This is a genomic window from Candidatus Polarisedimenticolaceae bacterium, from assembly GCA_036275915.1.
Lineage (GTDB): Bacteria > Acidobacteriota > Polarisedimenticolia > Polarisedimenticolales > DASRJG01 > DASRJG01.
Genome location: DASUCV010000004.1, coordinates 376,012 through 390,039 on the forward strand (window position 1 = coordinate 376,012; position 14,028 = coordinate 390,039).

The 14,028-nt window shown below is 69.6% G+C and carries 16 protein-coding genes and 1 tRNA gene; 7 read left to right on the forward strand and 10 right to left on the reverse strand.

Translation table 11 applies throughout. From position 1 onward, the window contains the following. Window positions 1-59: 59 nt before the first annotated feature. The 4 genes from VFV19_03880 to VFV19_03895 all read right to left on the reverse strand — a co-directional run bounded on the left by VFV19_03880 (window position 60) and on the right by VFV19_03895 (window position 3,096). On the reverse strand, window positions 60-692 hold the full coding sequence (locus VFV19_03880) for a lytic transglycosylase domain-containing protein (protein ID HEX4823427.1): 633 nt from the start codon (window positions 690-692) through the stop codon (window positions 60-62). Window positions 693-758: 66 nt separating this feature from the next. Beyond that, window positions 759-2,117 (reverse strand): hypothetical protein, encoded by a 1,359-nt coding sequence (locus VFV19_03885; protein HEX4823428.1) that lies wholly within the window; start codon window positions 2,115-2,117, stop codon window positions 759-761. Beyond that, on the reverse strand, window positions 2,114-2,569 hold the full coding sequence (locus tag VFV19_03890; protein ID HEX4823429.1) for a DUF192 domain-containing protein: 456 nt from the start codon (window positions 2,567-2,569) through the stop codon (window positions 2,114-2,116). The genes VFV19_03885 and VFV19_03890 overlap by 4 nt, the downstream gene beginning before the upstream one ends. Then, window positions 2,566-3,096 (reverse strand): type II secretion system protein GspG, encoded by a 531-nt coding sequence (locus tag VFV19_03895; GenBank protein HEX4823430.1) that lies wholly within the window; start codon window positions 3,094-3,096, stop codon window positions 2,566-2,568. Before VFV19_03895 ends, VFV19_03890 begins: the two co-directional genes overlap by 4 nt. Before the next feature lie 169 nt (window positions 3,097-3,265). On the opposite strand from VFV19_03895, the gene VFV19_03900 reads away from it, so the two are divergent. From VFV19_03900 to VFV19_03920, 5 genes are all read left to right on the forward strand, one after another. Continuing rightward, window positions 3,266-4,552: a HEAT repeat domain-containing protein gene (locus VFV19_03900; GenBank protein ID HEX4823431.1), complete on the forward strand. Its 1,287-nt coding sequence runs from the start codon at window positions 3,266-3,268 to the stop codon at window positions 4,550-4,552. Window positions 4,553-4,561: 9 nt separating this feature from the next. Further along, window positions 4,562-5,752, forward strand: a complete 1,191-nt coding sequence (locus VFV19_03905; GenBank protein ID HEX4823432.1) for a phosphoglycerate kinase — start codon at window positions 4,562-4,564, stop codon at window positions 5,750-5,752. Further along, window positions 5,749-6,489, forward strand: coding sequence for a triose-phosphate isomerase (tpiA, locus tag VFV19_03910; GenBank protein HEX4823433.1), 741 nt, complete (start codon window positions 5,749-5,751; stop codon window positions 6,487-6,489). Before VFV19_03905 ends, tpiA begins: the two co-directional genes overlap by 4 nt. A gap of 60 nt (window positions 6,490-6,549) precedes the next feature. Next, window positions 6,550-6,924 (forward strand): preprotein translocase subunit SecG, encoded by a 375-nt coding sequence (gene secG, locus VFV19_03915; protein HEX4823434.1) that lies wholly within the window; start codon window positions 6,550-6,552, stop codon window positions 6,922-6,924. A 39-nt stretch (window positions 6,925-6,963) separates the two neighbouring features. Next, a tRNA-Leu gene (locus tag VFV19_03920) sits at window positions 6,964-7,050 on the forward strand. 13 nt (window positions 7,051-7,063) lie between these two features. Here VFV19_03920 and VFV19_03925 read toward each other — a convergent pair. The 4 genes from VFV19_03925 to VFV19_03940 are packed head-to-tail and all read right to left on the reverse strand — an operon-like array spanning window position 7,064 to window position 10,694. Continuing rightward, window positions 7,064-7,543, reverse strand: coding sequence for a hypothetical protein (locus tag VFV19_03925; protein ID HEX4823435.1), 480 nt, complete (start codon window positions 7,541-7,543; stop codon window positions 7,064-7,066). Between the two features lie 35 nt (window positions 7,544-7,578). After that, the gene (locus VFV19_03930; protein ID HEX4823436.1) at window positions 7,579-9,939 is read right to left on the reverse strand and encodes a PBP1A family penicillin-binding protein; all 2,361 of its coding nucleotides are present in this window, start codon (window positions 9,937-9,939) and stop codon (window positions 7,579-7,581) included. Window positions 9,940-9,982: 43 nt separating this feature from the next. Continuing rightward, window positions 9,983-10,276: an HU family DNA-binding protein gene (locus VFV19_03935; GenBank protein HEX4823437.1), complete on the reverse strand. Its 294-nt coding sequence runs from the start codon at window positions 10,274-10,276 to the stop codon at window positions 9,983-9,985. A 19-nt stretch (window positions 10,277-10,295) separates the two neighbouring features. Then, a complete protein-coding gene (locus tag VFV19_03940; protein ID HEX4823438.1) occupies window positions 10,296-10,694 on the reverse strand; it encodes a hypothetical protein in 399 nt (132 codons plus the stop codon). Window positions 10,695-10,843: 149 nt separating this feature from the next. Here VFV19_03940 and VFV19_03945 point away from each other — a divergent pair, with 149 nt between their 5' ends. Continuing rightward, a complete protein-coding gene (locus VFV19_03945; GenBank protein HEX4823439.1) occupies window positions 10,844-11,314 on the forward strand; it encodes a hypothetical protein in 471 nt (156 codons plus the stop codon). Here the strand turns inward: VFV19_03945 and queC are convergent. Together queC and VFV19_03955 are read right to left on the reverse strand one after the other, a co-directional pair. Further along, on the reverse strand, window positions 11,275-11,958 hold the full coding sequence (gene queC / locus VFV19_03950; protein HEX4823440.1) for a 7-cyano-7-deazaguanine synthase QueC: 684 nt from the start codon (window positions 11,956-11,958) through the stop codon (window positions 11,275-11,277). The two genes, VFV19_03945 and queC, sit on opposite strands and share 40 nt — an antisense overlap. Beyond that, the gene (locus tag VFV19_03955) at window positions 11,958-12,596 is read right to left on the reverse strand and encodes a radical SAM protein (GenBank protein ID HEX4823441.1); all 639 of its coding nucleotides are present in this window, start codon (window positions 12,594-12,596) and stop codon (window positions 11,958-11,960) included. The genes queC and VFV19_03955 overlap by 1 nt, the downstream gene beginning before the upstream one ends. Before the next feature lie 106 nt (window positions 12,597-12,702). On the opposite strand from VFV19_03955, the gene VFV19_03960 reads away from it, so the two are divergent. Beyond that, window positions 12,703-14,028: a sensor domain-containing diguanylate cyclase gene (locus VFV19_03960; protein HEX4823442.1), complete on the forward strand. Its 1,326-nt coding sequence runs from the start codon at window positions 12,703-12,705 to the stop codon at window positions 14,026-14,028.

A 14,028-nucleotide genomic window follows, 5' to 3' on the forward strand; every position in this document is an offset into this window, starting at 1 on the left:
ACCTCGCGAAGCGCGAGAACCTATCACAGCGGGCGATGAAAGGGAAAGGTCGCTCGGGACTACGCGGAGACTTTGGCGTGGAGCGTCATGAGCACGTCCCACACGCGATCAGGATAGGCGAGCGGGATGCGACTGTTCACGTCGCGCCGCGCCTCGACGAGCGCCGGTCCCGAGCTGTACGCCGCAAGCGCCGCGTCGACGTCGCCGAACCTGGCGGTCAGCCTGCTCAGGTACGCGCAACCGAGCATGACGTTCGTCTCGGGATCGAACAGCTGCTCGTCCCCCCGCCAGGAGAGGCCGAGGTCCTCGGCGAGCTCGCGCGCCGTGTCGCCTCGGAGCTGCATGAGCCCCATGGCGCCCTGATCGGAGATGGCGGTCGCCTCGAAGCGGCTTTCGACCTGGATCACCGCCAGCACGAGCAAGGGATCGACCTTGAAGCGCGTCGCGTACCGCTGGACGATCGGAACGATCTTCTCGGTCTGCTGGGTCGAGACGCCGGGAAACGTGTCTCGGGACGAGGCGAGGACGAGGCGGGCCCAGTCGGCCGGCAGCCCCGCCTCTGCCCCCTCGGTCGAGGGAGCCGCTTTCACCGGCGCGGGAAGGTCGGGTGCCCCGGGACGCGCGAACAGTCCCTGGACGACGATCCAGCACACGACCGTCAGCACCGATGCCGTCCGGATGACCCACCGCATGCCGGGAGGGTACGGACCGACCGGAGCCGACGCAACCCCTAACGAGGCCGAATTCTTATAAACTTGCTATTTCTTGGGGGCCGAGGACCGAGCCGGCGGTCCTTTTTTCTTTTGCGCTTCGCCGCGAAGGACGGCATCGATCGCCGGCGCGGCCACCGTCAGCGTGACGTCGATGTCCTTGGTGTCGATTCTGTACTGGCGATCGGGGCGAGCGAGGATCCGAACGCCTGGGCCGGCGTCGTGGACCTCCTCCCCGGGGAACCGTCCCATCAACGACCGCTCCAAGGCGTATTCGAAATCTTTGGCCTCGTCCGCGGAAATCCAGCGGGTCGACCAAATTGTGAGCCCGTCGCTTCCATCGGGGGCCTCGAAGCGCCAGAGCGCGTCGCCCGCCCAGCCGTCGCCCGCCATCAGGCCGAGGTTGTCCTTCCCGGTGAGAAGAGAGACGAGGACGACGATCCCCTCCTCTCCGAGGGTGTCCTGATCGGCCACCGTCCAGGGTAGCGCCGGCGGCAGGACCGGCTGCGGCAAGGAGGCCGCGGGAGCGGGCGGGCGGTCGAGGTGCATGACGTCGCGCGTCGTCCGGCGCGTCTTCCGCTCGGCGAGGAGCCGCCGGAACTCGCCGCTCTTCGCGAGGGCGGCCGCCTGCGCGAAACCGTCCAGATAGATGAAGTCGATGAAAGCGCCGACCGCTGGTCCGCCCGGGTGTTGGGCGGACGCCACGAGGCGCCCCCCGAGAGCGTCCTCCGGCCGGAGCTTCCCGCCGACGACCTCGGCCTCGAGACCGACGCCGCCGAAGAGAAGGATGAGCGACGCCACGTTCGCCGTGCCCTCGGAGAGCGCGGCCCTCGCGACGAGCGCATCGGTCGTGCGCGGTGGCGAGGCGTCGTCGGTCAAGAGATGAGCGGCATAGTGTCCGGCCACCGGCTCATCCGGGGCGACGCCGGTCGCGAGCAGGAGCGACGCTTCTGCGTCTTCGTTGGGATCGCCGCGCCCGCTGCCCGGCGTGAGGCGGTTCGGGTCGACGAGAAGCCGTGTGCCCACGGCATCGAGCGTCATGCCGGGAAGGTCGAGAGCGAGACTGAGCGCCAGGTCCGCAGGCTCGTCGATCCCGCCGAGACCGAGATCCTTCCAGGCGCGACCGCGGGCGGCGGCGACCGTGGAAGGACACAGCGTCTCGGCACGCGCTTTCGCGGCGGCGGCGCGGACACCCTCGTCGGCGCGCACGGCGACGAGATCCGCTTTGGCCTGCCGCCCGACGATCGTCGCGATGCGATCGCCGACCGAGCGGACCGTGCGAAGGAGCTCGACGTCCGCACCCTTCACCGGCTCGGGAGTCGGCGCCGCATCCTGCCCGAGCGCCGCACGACCGCCACCGACGACGAGCGCGATCGCGCACGCGAGGGCGCTCGGACGGACGATCATGGGAGAGGCGGCTCGGAGATCACGACGATCGATCCACCGGCGCGCAAGCCTTCCGACTCGGCGGTCCCGGCGGCGAACTCGAGAACGTAGCGCGCGGGCGACGGAGGCGCGACCGACGGACATTCGCCTGTCGCCGGGCACGGCGCTTGCCGCGCGGCGACCCAGACGATGCGAAGGCGCGCGTCGAGCCACACCATGTCCAGGGAGGTCTTGCAGTCTTTCATCCAGAACGCATGGGGCGCGTCGGCGTCGAAGATGAAGAGCATGCCGTCCCGCGCGCCGACGTGCTCGCGCCCCATGTAGCCGCGGGCCCGCGACGCATCGTCGGCGGCGACCTCAAGGGCGAACTCGTGGCCGGACGGGAGGACGGCCACCGCCCAGCGAGGGGCCGTTGCCGAGGCCGCCGTCGTGGCAGCGAGAACGAGCGAAAGCCAGGGAAAGGTGCCGGTCATGGCGCGCCCGCCACGAACCGGCCGTCGACGACCGTGATGTCCTCCGCCTCGCCGGCACCGCCTACGGCACCGTCGGCGCCGAGGCAGACGAGGCGGTAGCCGCGCGACGTGACCTCGTAGGTCAAGCCGTGGCCCCACGGATCCTTCGGAATTTCCGGCAGCGATCCGGGGACGAGATCCTCGAGACGCGACGGCCAGTGCTGAGACCGCGCGTGGAACGACTCGATCGCGCGCGCGACGCGGATCATCGTGTCGCGCGCCTGGCGCGCCGGGTACGACTCCACCGCGTGTGCGAGACCGCGGTAGAGGACGATCTGATCACGCGCCTTCGCGGCAATCTCCGCGTCCGGATACTCGTCGATGATCTTCTGCATGAGCACGATCGCGCCGTCGGTGTCGGACTTCTCGATGCGCTCCTGCGCCTGTCGCCACAGGCGGTCCGCGCGACGCTCGCGACCGCCGCACGCGATCGCTCCCGACGCGACGAGCACGACGACGAGGAGACGCGCGACGCGAGAGCGAAGCACGCGACGCGTGTTGACTTCGCCGTGACCCCGTTTCATAATCCGCGCGCCTTCGAGCACGGTGTTTCCTTCTGACGAGATCGTTTCGCGTCCGGGCGTCGCATGCGGCGTCCGGCCGGTGGGCTCACTGTAGATGACGCTTCGGCCCAGGGCAACCGAAGTCCCGGAGCTCGTGCGGAGGCTCGGAAGCCGTCGACCCAAGCAAGTCGATCGCGCACGCGCGCGTCTCTCGATCATCGGATCGCATTCCGTCGCGGCGCTCGTGCAAGCGCTCGAGGGCGACAACAATCGCGTGCGCTCGCATGCGATGCCGCTTCTCGCGCTCATCCAGGATCCGCGAGGCCGCGGCCCGCTCGTCGCGATGCTGCTCGACCGCGATGCGCGCATGCGCGAGATCGCGTCTCGATCCCTCGCGCGCTTCCCTTCTCCCGACGCGGTCGCCGCGCTCGAGCGCTTGCTCAAGCGGGAGAAGTCGAAGGAGGTCCGCCTCGCCGCCGTGCACGGTCTGCTCGAGCTGGTCGAGTCGGGCCAAGACGGCGCGGTCAGGCGGCTTCTCGAGGTGCTCCTGGACGTCCGGGAAGAGGTCCGCGTCCGCACCGCGGCCTGCGCGCTCCTCCCCCTCCTCAAGCCTGCGGCGCGCCGCGGGCTCCTTCGCCGCCTCCGCGCCGATGCGGTCGAGGAGATCGCCCGCCGCGCCGCGGAGATCGCCGAGGAAGACGAGACCATCGCTCCGCGTGAGCGGACCAAGATCGACGGCATCGCGAAGGATCTCGCGTCGGGCGACTATGCCGTGTGGAACGATGCGCTTCACCGCGTCGCCGGAGCGGGTGCCGCCGCTTCCGAGTCGATCATCGCGGAGATGCGCAAACGCTCGAATGACCCCGAGTACTGCACGCGCGCGGGCATGGCGCTCAAGACCCTTGGTTCGCGCCGCGTGCGCGGCCTCGCCGAGGCGCTCGACGTCGTCGACGAGCCCCTCCCTCTCCAGGTCCTGGTCGAGGTCGCCGGCGCGATCGGCGAGAAGCCTCTCATCTACCGGTTGAAGAGCGTCATCGAGCGTGTCGCTCCGGCGGACGGCGGTTCGACGCGCTTCGATCCGATGCAGCGGGTCCGCGCGAAGGCCCACTTCGAGCTGGCGCGCATCGGCAGCCGGGTCGCGATCGCCGACCTTCAATCGATCCTCGCCGACGGCGAGCGGCGGTTGCCGCTCGAGGCGCTCTCGGCGGTCGAGCTGATCGGGAAACGCGACGAGATCCCGCTTCTCCTCAAGGGCTATCAACGTGAGGACCCGTTCCTGCGCGGAAAGCTCGCGTGCGTCGTGCGCACGATCATGAAGCGCGAGCGGATCCGCAGGAACAGCGTGGCGCTCCGCGCGCTCCCGGCCGACCTCAGGCGCGTGCTCGACGGCATCTTGAGCCGCAAGCCGCGCAAGTCCGCACGGCGCCGGCCGGGCCGGTAGCCCTTCGCGGTGGTACGCAAGCTGAGCGTCCGGGATCTGACGGGCCTCGAGGACCGCAGGGTGTTCTGCCGCGTCGACTTCAACGTCCCCCTCGCCGACGGCCGCGTGACCGACGATGCGCGCATCCGCGCGTCGTTGCCGACCATTCATCTTCTCTCGGGAGCGGGCGCGAAAGTCGTCCTCGCCTCGCACCTCGGCCGCCCGAAAGGGAAGAAGAAGCCCGAGGCGTCGCTCGGACCCGTCGCACGCCACCTCGCCGAGCTCCTCGGCGACCCGGTCGCCTTCGCCGAAGACTGTGTCGGCGCCCCCGCGCAGCTCGCCGTCGCGCGGCTCAGGCCTGGCGGGGTCGCGCTCATGGAGAACCTCAGGTTCCACGCAGAGGAAGAAGCCAACGACGCCGCCTTCACGGCGGAGCTCGCCGCTCTCGCGGACCTCTACGTCAACGACGCGTTCGGGAGCGCTCACCGTGCCCATGCGTCGACCGCCGGTGTGCCCTCGCTCCTCAAGCCCGCGGCGGCGGGACTCCTGATGCAGGACGAGCTGGTGCAGCTGGGCCGCCTCCTCGATCGTCCCGAGCGTCCCTTCCTGGCGATCCTGGGCGGAGCCAAGGTCTCGGACAAGATCGAGCTGATCGACAACCTCCTGCCGCACGTCGACGGCTTCCTCATCGGCGGCGCGATGGCGTACACCTTTCTCGAGGCCCGAGGCGTCGCGGTGGGCCGCTCGCTCGTCGAGCGCGAGCGTCTCGATCTCGCGCGCTCCGTCGCGGCGAAGATCGAAGCCGCGGGCAAGACGCTCGAGCTTCCGGTCGATCACGTCATCGCGGTGGGAGGCGACGACACGCGCGTACGCACGACGCGCGACGCGGCGATCGCCGGCGACGAGGCCGGCATGGACATCGGTCCCGAAACGGCCGAGCGATTCGCCCGCGCGATCGGCCGAGCCCGGACCGTTCTCTGGAACGGCCCGGTCGGACGATTCGAGGTCGCGGCGTTCTCAGCCGGGAGCCGCCGTGTCGCCGAAGCCCTCGCGGCGTCTTCCGCCACGAGCGTCGTCGGCGGCGGCGACACGGGCGCAGCGGTCCACGCGTTCGGCCTCACCGACCGAATGAGCCATGTCTCCACCGGCGGCGGCGCCTCGCTCGAGTTCCTCTCGGGATTGCCGCTGCCCGGCGTCTTGGCACTGGACGACGCGCCGTGACGCCTGTGGGGCGGCGGCGCCTCGTCGTCGGCAATTGGAAGATGAACCTCGGCGAGCGCGACGCGCGCGCGCTGGTCACCGCCGTCGCCGCCGCGTTTCCGTTCGAGCGCGCCGACGGCGCCGTGGCACCCGCGTTCCCGTGCCTGAGGGCCGCGCTCGACGCCGCCCGCGGATCCGCGCTCGCCGTCGCGGCGCAGAACGTCCATCCGGACGACCGCGGTGCCTACACCGGCGAGGTGTCGGCGCCGATGCTCGCCGAGATGGGGATCCGCTTCGTCATCGTCGGCCACTCCGAGCGCCGGATCCTCTTCGGCGAGGACGACGCGACGATCGCGCGCAAGCTGGTGGCGGCCCGGAGCCACGGCCTCGTGCCGATCCTCTGCATCGGCGAGTCCGAAGGCGAGCACGACCGCGGAGAGACCCACGACGTCGTCGTGAGGCAGCTCCGCGCGGCGGTCGGAACCGATCCCGAGGTCGTGATCGCCTACGAGCCGGTATGGGCGATCGGAACCGGGCGCACGCCTGCGCCGTCGGACGTCGCCGCGGCACACGGCGCGATTCGCGAGGAGCTGATGCGCCGCCTCGGTCCGCCCGCGTCCGCGGTCCGGATCCTCTACGGCGGGTCGGTCAACGCGGCGAACGCGGCGGGACTTCTGGCAGCGGAAAACGTCGACGGGGCGCTCGTCGGCGGCGCGTCGCTGGACGCCGTCACCTTCGTGGCGATCGCTTCGGCTTGAGCGGATCGCCCCGGCGTGCTAGGCTCCCGCGGTTTTAGCGGCTGAATTCGAGGAATCGCCATGATCCAGATCTTGCTCACCATCGTTCACGTCGGCGTCGCCTTCGTCCTGATCCTCGTCGTCCTTCTTCAGACGGGGAAGCGGGCCGACCTGGCGGGCGCCTTCGGTGGCGGCGGCAGTCAGACGGCGTTCGGCGCGCGCGGCGCGGCGACGCTGCTCTCGCGCGTCACGGCGTGGTCGGCCGGCATCTTCATGGTGACCTCGCTCCTCCTCTCACTGATGGCCTCGTCGAGCGGAGGAGGTGGCGGCTCCGTCCTGGATACGGTGCCTGCGCCCGCTCCGCCGGCCTCGACGGCACCGGCGACGCCGACGCCCGCGCCGGGAACTCCGCCGGCACCGCAACAGCCGGCTCCGGCGCCCGCGCCTTCGAAGTAACGCCGTCGATCGTTTGCTATGATCGGCGTTCGATCCTCAGCCGAAGTGGTGGAACTGGCAGACACACCATCTTGAGGGGGTGGCGCTCGCAAGAGCGTGAGGGTTCGAATCCCTCCTTCGGCACCAGCCCGGATCGCGCTCACCAGTCCTTGTACATCGTCCCATCGAGCGCCTTGAGATCCGAGAGGCTGTAGACGTCGTAGAGGTTCTGCCCACCCCACGACGTCCCGTCCCAGTCGTCTTGATACGACCGCTTCCCCCACTCGGTCTCGCCGGTGAACGGGTCGGTCGGGATCTTGAAGAGGAAGCGCACCTTGTGCGTCTGCCCGCTCTGCGGGTCGCCGACGTCGACGCCGTCGACGAGCTCCTGAAGATCCTCCGGGTAGCCGCGCTGTTCGACGTCCTTCTGCTGGATGCGACCTTGATTGACGAGGTTGTTGTACTGGTCGATCGCCTCGCGCATCATCTGAAGCTCGAGGCGCAGCTCCTCCTCGCGACGCCGCTTCTCGTCCCACCGCTTGAGCGGGATCGCGATCGACATGAGGACCATGAGCACGCCCGCCGCGGCGATCAGCTCGACCGCCGTAAGTCCCCGCCGGTTCCCGAATCGGGCTCGCATGCGCATTCAAGGTACGGGCGGAGCGCCGGGCGTGTCTAGGTCCTCGGCCGGTCGCGGTGGAAGATGCGGTTCCACCAGCGCTTGAAGACGCCCTCGTGGAGGGTGCACGGCGGGGGCTCGGTGCCGGCGGCGAAGACCTCGGCGACGCGTGAGGGACACGAGCCTGTCGCGGCCCCGCCGCTCTCCGGATCCACCTCGACGCGCACGATGCCGGGCGGCTCGGGGAACGTCGAGCCCTCCCAGCGGTGGCGGATGTGCATCATGAGATCCACCCAGATGGGAAGCGCCCCCGCCGCACCGGTGAGACCGGTCTTCGCGTTGTCGTCGTAGCCGACCCAGACGAGCGCCAAGACCTCCGGGGTGAATCCGACGAACCACGCGTCGCGCGTGTCGTCCGTCGTCCCCGTCTTCCCGGCGGCGTCGCCGCGGAATCCGAGCGCCGACGACGACGCCGCGGTGCCGCGCGTGAGCACCCCCCTCAGGATGTCGTCGACGAGGAACGCGGCAGCGGGCCGGACCACCTTCTCGATCTCGGGTGCGTGCATTTCCAGCGTGCGTCCGTCGCGCGCGACGACCTCGCGGATGATGCGCGGGCTCGTCCGCTGCCCCAACGTCGCGAGCGTCCCGTACGCGGTGGCCACCTCGAGGGGCGTGACCTCCTGCGCCCCGAGCGCCAGGGAGGGCAGCGGCTGGAAGTTCTCGTCGAGCCCGCACCGGCGCGCGGCCTCGATGATCCGGGGTAGGCCCACCGCCTGCGCGGCCTTGGCCGTCGGCACGTTGCGCGAATCTTCGAGCGCAGCGCGCACCGGGATGTCGCCGCGGAACTCGCCGTCGTAATTCGCGGGGCTCCAGACCTTGCCGCCGCTCGTGATCTCGAACGGGCTGTCGTCGAGCACGGACGCAGGCGTCAACCCCCCCGCGGCACCGTCCATCGCCGCTTCGAACGCGGCGAGGTAGACGAAAGGCTTGAAGCACGAGCCGGGCTGACGGCGCGCCTGGACCGCGCGGTTGAACTGGCTGTCCTGGTAATTGCGGCCCCCGACGAGCGCGAGGATGGCGCCGCTCCTGGGGTCGGTGACGACGACGCAGCCCTGGAGCGTGCGGAGCTTCTTCTGGCGGCGCACGAGCGGCGCGTCGGTCTCGAGGCGCTCGAGCCCCTTCGAGAGGGACGCCTCCGCACGTGCTTGCGCCACGGTGTCGATCGTCGTGTAGATCGCGAGCCCTTCCTCGGAGAGCGCCTGAGCGCTGTACATCTCGCCGAGCTGCGCGCGGACGAAGTCGACGACGTACGGGGCGCGTGCGTATCCCGCTCCGCCGCTCGCCACCCGGAGAGGCTCCGCTTTCGCCTTCTCGACCGAGGCCTTGTCCGCCGTGCCGTCCTCGAGCATCGCGTCGAGCACGAGGTTCCGTCGCGCCACGGCACGGTCCGCGTGGGAGAACGGGTTGTAGCCGCCGGGATTGCGGATCATCCCGGCCAGAGTCGCCGACTCGGCGAGCGAGAGGTCCTGGACGTTTCGCCCGAAGAAATAGTTCGCGGCCGCCTGCATGCCGCAGATCGCGACCGAGCCCCTCTGGCCGAGGTAGACCTCGTTCAGGTAGACCTCGAGGATCCGGTCCTTCGGGTAACGGAGGTCGAGCATGACCGCCATGAGCGCCTCGCGCACCTTCCTCCAGAGGGTGCGTTCCTGGTTCAAGTAGAGGTTCTTGACCGTCTGCTGCGTGATCGTGCTCCCGCCTTGCACGATTCCGCCGCGGCGCATGTTCGCGAAGCCCGCCCGCAAGATGGCGAGCGGGTCGATGCCCGCGTGATGGAAGAAGCGCGAGTCCTCCGCGGCGAGTACGGCGGAGACGAGGCTCTTCGGGACCTGGGAGAGCGAGACGACCTGCCTCTCCTCCTGCTGTTTGCCGAAGAGGAGTGACAGCAGCTCGGGCTCGAGATCGATCGCGTCGACGCGCCTCCCGCCGTCCCCGGTGATCGAGGTGACCGTGCCGCCGTCGACCGCGATCGTCCCTCGGATCGCCTTCGTCGGCCGGTCGCCGCCGGCGAACGCCCGGACGTAGACGTCGAGCGTGCGGCCGTGCACTCGGTATTGCCCGGGCCTCGCCGGAAGTGAATCGACCTTTTCGTAGCCGGTGCGCTGCAACCGCGCGGCGAGCGTGTCGCCGTCGATCGTCATGCCGGTCACGACGTGCAGACCTGCGGAATAGACCCGCGCCGGGAGCGTCCACACTCGCCCTTCGAACGTGGCGGTGATCTGAGCGTAGACGACGACGAGGACGATCGCGACGACGACAGCGAGAGGGACCCCGAGGCCGAGGAGCCAGCGGGCACGCCGCCCTCGGCGGCCCGATCGCCGCGGGGCGGTCTTCTTCTGGGCGGACGCCTCCTTCGCCATCGCGACCTAGGCTACCCGCGAGCGCGGCCGATGGGCCCCGGGCTCAGCCCTTCAACGTTTCCTTGAGGGGCTTACCGGCCTTGAACGCCGGAGCGCGGGTCGCGGGGATGTCCAGGGTCTCGCCTGTGTGGGGGTTCCGCCCCGCCCGCGCCTTGCGGCCGCGGGCCTCGAACGTCCCGAAGCCGCTGATCGCGACCTTGTCGCCTCCGACCAGCGCGGCGGCGATGAGGCCGATCGCCGGATCCGGGTCGAAGATCGCATCCATCGCCGCCCGCGCGTCGCGCGCGGACAGTCCCGTTCTCTCGGCCAGCTTGTCTGTGAGTTCGGCTTTGTTCAAGTCGCTCTCCTTGCCGCTCTCATGTCGCCCAGCGCAATTCCTTCAACGACGTGCGGATGATGAAGATCCTGATGTTGTTGTCCCGATCGTCCGAGGGTACGAAGAAGAACCCCGGGCACGACGGGTCGTCCTCGGTCACCACCCCCCAGATCGTCTCTCCGTCCACAAAAGTGAGGACGGCTTTGCGGCCTTCGCTCGCTCGCGCCGGGTCGAAGTCGCGCCGGGCGACGAACTCACGATTCCCCACGTAGTCCTTGACCCAAAAAAGCGCTTTCATCCCGTCGAGGGAAACCCGGAGCGGGACGCCGCCTCCTTCGGCCGGAAGCAGATGAAACGTAGGCTGCTTGGCCCTGAAATCGTGGGTCACGCCCTTGTGAATCGCGCCGTCCCGCATGTGGACGACGATTTTCTGCTCCATGGCGGCCTCCGGGAAGACGCAAGAACCGTCCCGCCGACGCCGAATCCTACCAGCACCCCATGGGGATACGCAAAAAAAGGGCGGTTACCGCGCGCCCTTCTTGCCCGGGGTCCGGTCCGGTCCCTATGTTTCCGCCGGAGGCCGATGACGTGACCGAGACGGAGCTCAGAGACGGGACCGCGATCGAGGCCGGGAAGTACCCGGCCTGGCGCCGCCGCCGCTATGTCGTCGACGCTCGCTCGCAGCTTCGCGCCGGGATCCTCGTCGGCTCGTTGACCTTGGGCCTCCTGGTCCTCTTGAATCTCTCGGTTTTCACGGGACGTGACTCCGGCGCCACGTCGTGGGCGCTCCTCATCACCGGATCGGTCGTCTTTTTCACTGGAATCGTGGCGATCGGGATTCTCGAGTCCCACCGTACCGCCGGCGCGGCGTTCGCGATCCGGCGCACGATCGACGCCGTCCGCGACGGCCAGCGAGGGGCGCGGGTCCGCCTCCGGAGAGGTGACCACCTCCAGGAGCTGGCCGACGCCGTAAACGCCCTGGCCGTGGCGCTCGACGAGGAGCGCCGCGGGCGGAACGATCAGAGAGAGTCGGCGGGGTCCGAGAGTCCCGCCTCGTAGAATCCCCGCGCCCGCAGCGCGCAGGCGTCGCAGCTCCGGCAGGGACGACCGTCGGGCCCGGGGTCGTAGCAGGAGATCGTGAGGTCGAGCGGCACGTTCCAAGCGGCAGCACGCCGAACGATCTCCGCCTTGCTCGCCTCCAAGAGCGGCGCGTGGATGCGGACCGGCGCACCCGAGACTCCGGCTTTGGTCCCGACGGCCGCCATCGCCTCGAACGCCCGGAGGAACGCCGGCCGGCAGTCGGGGTATCCGCTGTAGTCGACGGCGTTCACGCCGAGGACGAGGTCGCGCGCCTCGAGGACCTCGGCCCAGGCGAGAGCGAGGCTCAGGAAGACCGTGTTCCTTGCGGGAACGTAGGTGGACGGAATTCCGGTCGCGATCGCCTCGGCGGAGCGGCCCTTCGGCACGTCGACGCTCCGGTCCGTGAGCGCGCTTCCCGAGAGGAACGAGAGATCGAGAGGCACAACGCGATGCGACGCCGCCCCGAGCCGGCGCGCGATCTGGGCCGCGCGCTCGACCTCGATCGCGTGGCGTTGTCCGTAGGCGACGGTGAGGGCATGCACTTCGAAGGGCTGCGCGACCGCCCACGCCAGGCACGTCGCGGAGTCGAGCCCTCCCGAGAGGAGGACGACGGCGCGCTCCATCAGACGCCGCGTTCGACGCCGGGCCAGAGGAGCTTGTGCATCTGGAGCTGGACCCTCACGGGAAGGCGATCCGCGAGAACCCAGCCGGCGAGGTCCGCGGGGTCGAGGCCGGGGTGGACGGGAGAGAAGAGAACCGGCGCCTTCGCGTGAAGCCCGCGCGCACGCACCTCGGCCGCGGCCCACGCGTAGTCGCCTCGGTCCGCGATGACGAACTTCAGCTCGTCGCCCGGCCGGAGCACGTCGAGGTTCTCCCACCGGTTCTTCTCACTCTCTCCGCTCCCTGGGCATTTCACGTCGACGATCCGTCGCACCTCGGGGGGAACGTCGTCGATCGGCAGGCTGCCGCCAGTCTCGAGAAGCACCTCGAGCCTCGCGGCGACGAGCGCACGCATGAGATCGATCGACTCCGGCTGCAGGAGCGGCTCGCCTCCGGTGATCTCGACGAGCGGGCATCGATAAGAGACGACGCGGTCGACGACGTCCCCGACGCTCATCGAGACCCCTTCGTGGAACGCGTACGCCGTGTCGCACCAAACGCAGCGGAGATTGCACCCCGTGAGCCGGACGAAGACGCAGGGGCGCCCCGCGTGAGTCGATTCGCCTTGAATCGAGTGGAAGATCTCGTTCACCCGCAGCATCCCCGCATTCTAGCGGGCCGAGCCCACGACTTGCCTCGGGAGCATCGGGAACCCACATTGCCCTGGGACCGCTCGGGCCGTCTGGAGGGGGTCCCGGAGGGCGCCCGTGCCGTTGGCCGACATTCTCTTCGGAACCATCCGGATGCCCTGGCTCGTCGTCGCGGCGGGGCTCGGAACCGGCCTCGGGACCTACCTCTCCCGGAAGGGCCGTCCGCGGCTGCTCGCCGACATCGAGCGTCTGGAGGGCGACGTCGCCCGCGCGGAAGCGCAGTCCCGCGAGCAGGCGCGCGTCGTCACGAAGCTCCGCAACGAGCAGCGCGCGCTCGCCGACCTCTCGCGTCTCTTGCCGAACATCGTGCGCGATCTCAACCGCTCCGACCTCGACGAGCGCCACATCCCGCGCCTGATCCTCCAGCTCGTCGACGCGATCTTCGAGCCGCAGCAGACGCTTCTCTACCTCGCCCGGTCGTCCAGCGGCGACAACGAGCGTGGCCAGGTGCTCCAGCTCGTGGAGCGTCTCGGCGCGGCCGACGTTCCTCCCTCGGTCGTCCGCGTTCGCGTCGGCGAAGGGAAGATCGGCTGGGTCGCGGAGTCGAAGGTCGAGATGAGCTCGGACGACTGGCTCAACATGACGCGCACGGAAGGCCGGACGATCGAGGACAACCACCCTTCGCTGAAGCTCGACCTCATCGGACCGCTCGTCCACCACGACGACGGCAAGGACCGCCTGCTGGGCGTCCTCTGCGTCGGCGGCTCGTCGTCGCGGCAGCGCGACGAGAAGCTCATGCTCCAGATGGTGACGAACCTCGCCTCGATCGCCTACACGAACTCGCGGAACATGCGTCAGATGAGCGACCTCGCGAACCACGACGGGCTGACGAGCCTCCTCAACAAGCGCTATTTCATGACCCAGCGTCTCGGGCTGCTCATCAACGCGGCGGAGCGCGACGCGGGCGCGCTCGCGGTCTTCATCTTCGACATCGACCACTTCAAGAAGTACAACGACACGCATGGCCACCTCGCCGGCGACGAGATCCTCAAGGCCGTCGCCCAGGTCGTGCGCGAGAACCTGCGGCCCGGCGACGTCGCGTGCCGTTACGGCGGCGAAGAGTTCATCGTCGCGATGCCGGGCGCCAAGGCGCCCGACGGCTGCGCGGCGGCGGAGCGCATCCGTGCCGCCATCGAGGGCACCCGCTTCCCGAAGTCGGAGACGCAGCCGCTCGGCCGCATCACGATCAGCGGAGGCGTGGCGCAATTCCCCCAAGACGGCACGAGCGGCACCGATCTCATCCTTCACGCCGACCAAGCGCTCTATCAGGCGAAGGCCGCCGGGCGAAACCGCGTCGTCCAGTACCGAGGTGTCGACATCGGCGGCGACGGCAACGACGAGCCGGTCTGGGTACAGCAAACCGATCGCCCGAGCGATCGCTAA

Coding starts and splice junctions, on each gene's coding strand:
- VFV19_03885 (HEX4823428.1), bottom strand. CDS start 2,117: ATGATCGTCCGTCCGAGCGCCCTCGCGTGCGCGATCGCGCTCGTCGTC.
- VFV19_03955 (HEX4823441.1), bottom strand. CDS start 12,596: ATGCTGCGGGTGAACGAGATCTTCCACTCGATTCAAGGCGAATCGACT.
- secG (HEX4823434.1), top strand. CDS start 6,550: ATGATCCAGATCTTGCTCACCATCGTTCACGTCGGCGTCGCCTTCGTC.
- VFV19_03880 (HEX4823427.1), bottom strand. CDS start 692: ATGCGGTGGGTCATCCGGACGGCATCGGTGCTGACGGTCGTGTGCTGG.
- VFV19_03925 (HEX4823435.1), bottom strand. CDS start 7,543: ATGCGAGCCCGATTCGGGAACCGGCGGGGACTTACGGCGGTCGAGCTG.
- VFV19_03940 (HEX4823438.1), bottom strand. CDS start 10,694: ATGGAGCAGAAAATCGTCGTCCACATGCGGGACGGCGCGATTCACAAG.
- VFV19_03890 (HEX4823429.1), bottom strand. CDS start 2,569: ATGACCGGCACCTTTCCCTGGCTTTCGCTCGTTCTCGCTGCCACGACG.
- VFV19_03930 (HEX4823436.1), bottom strand. CDS start 9,939: ATGGCGAAGGAGGCGTCCGCCCAGAAGAAGACCGCCCCGCGGCGATCG.
- queC (HEX4823440.1), bottom strand. CDS start 11,958: ATGGAGCGCGCCGTCGTCCTCCTCTCGGGAGGGCTCGACTCCGCGACG.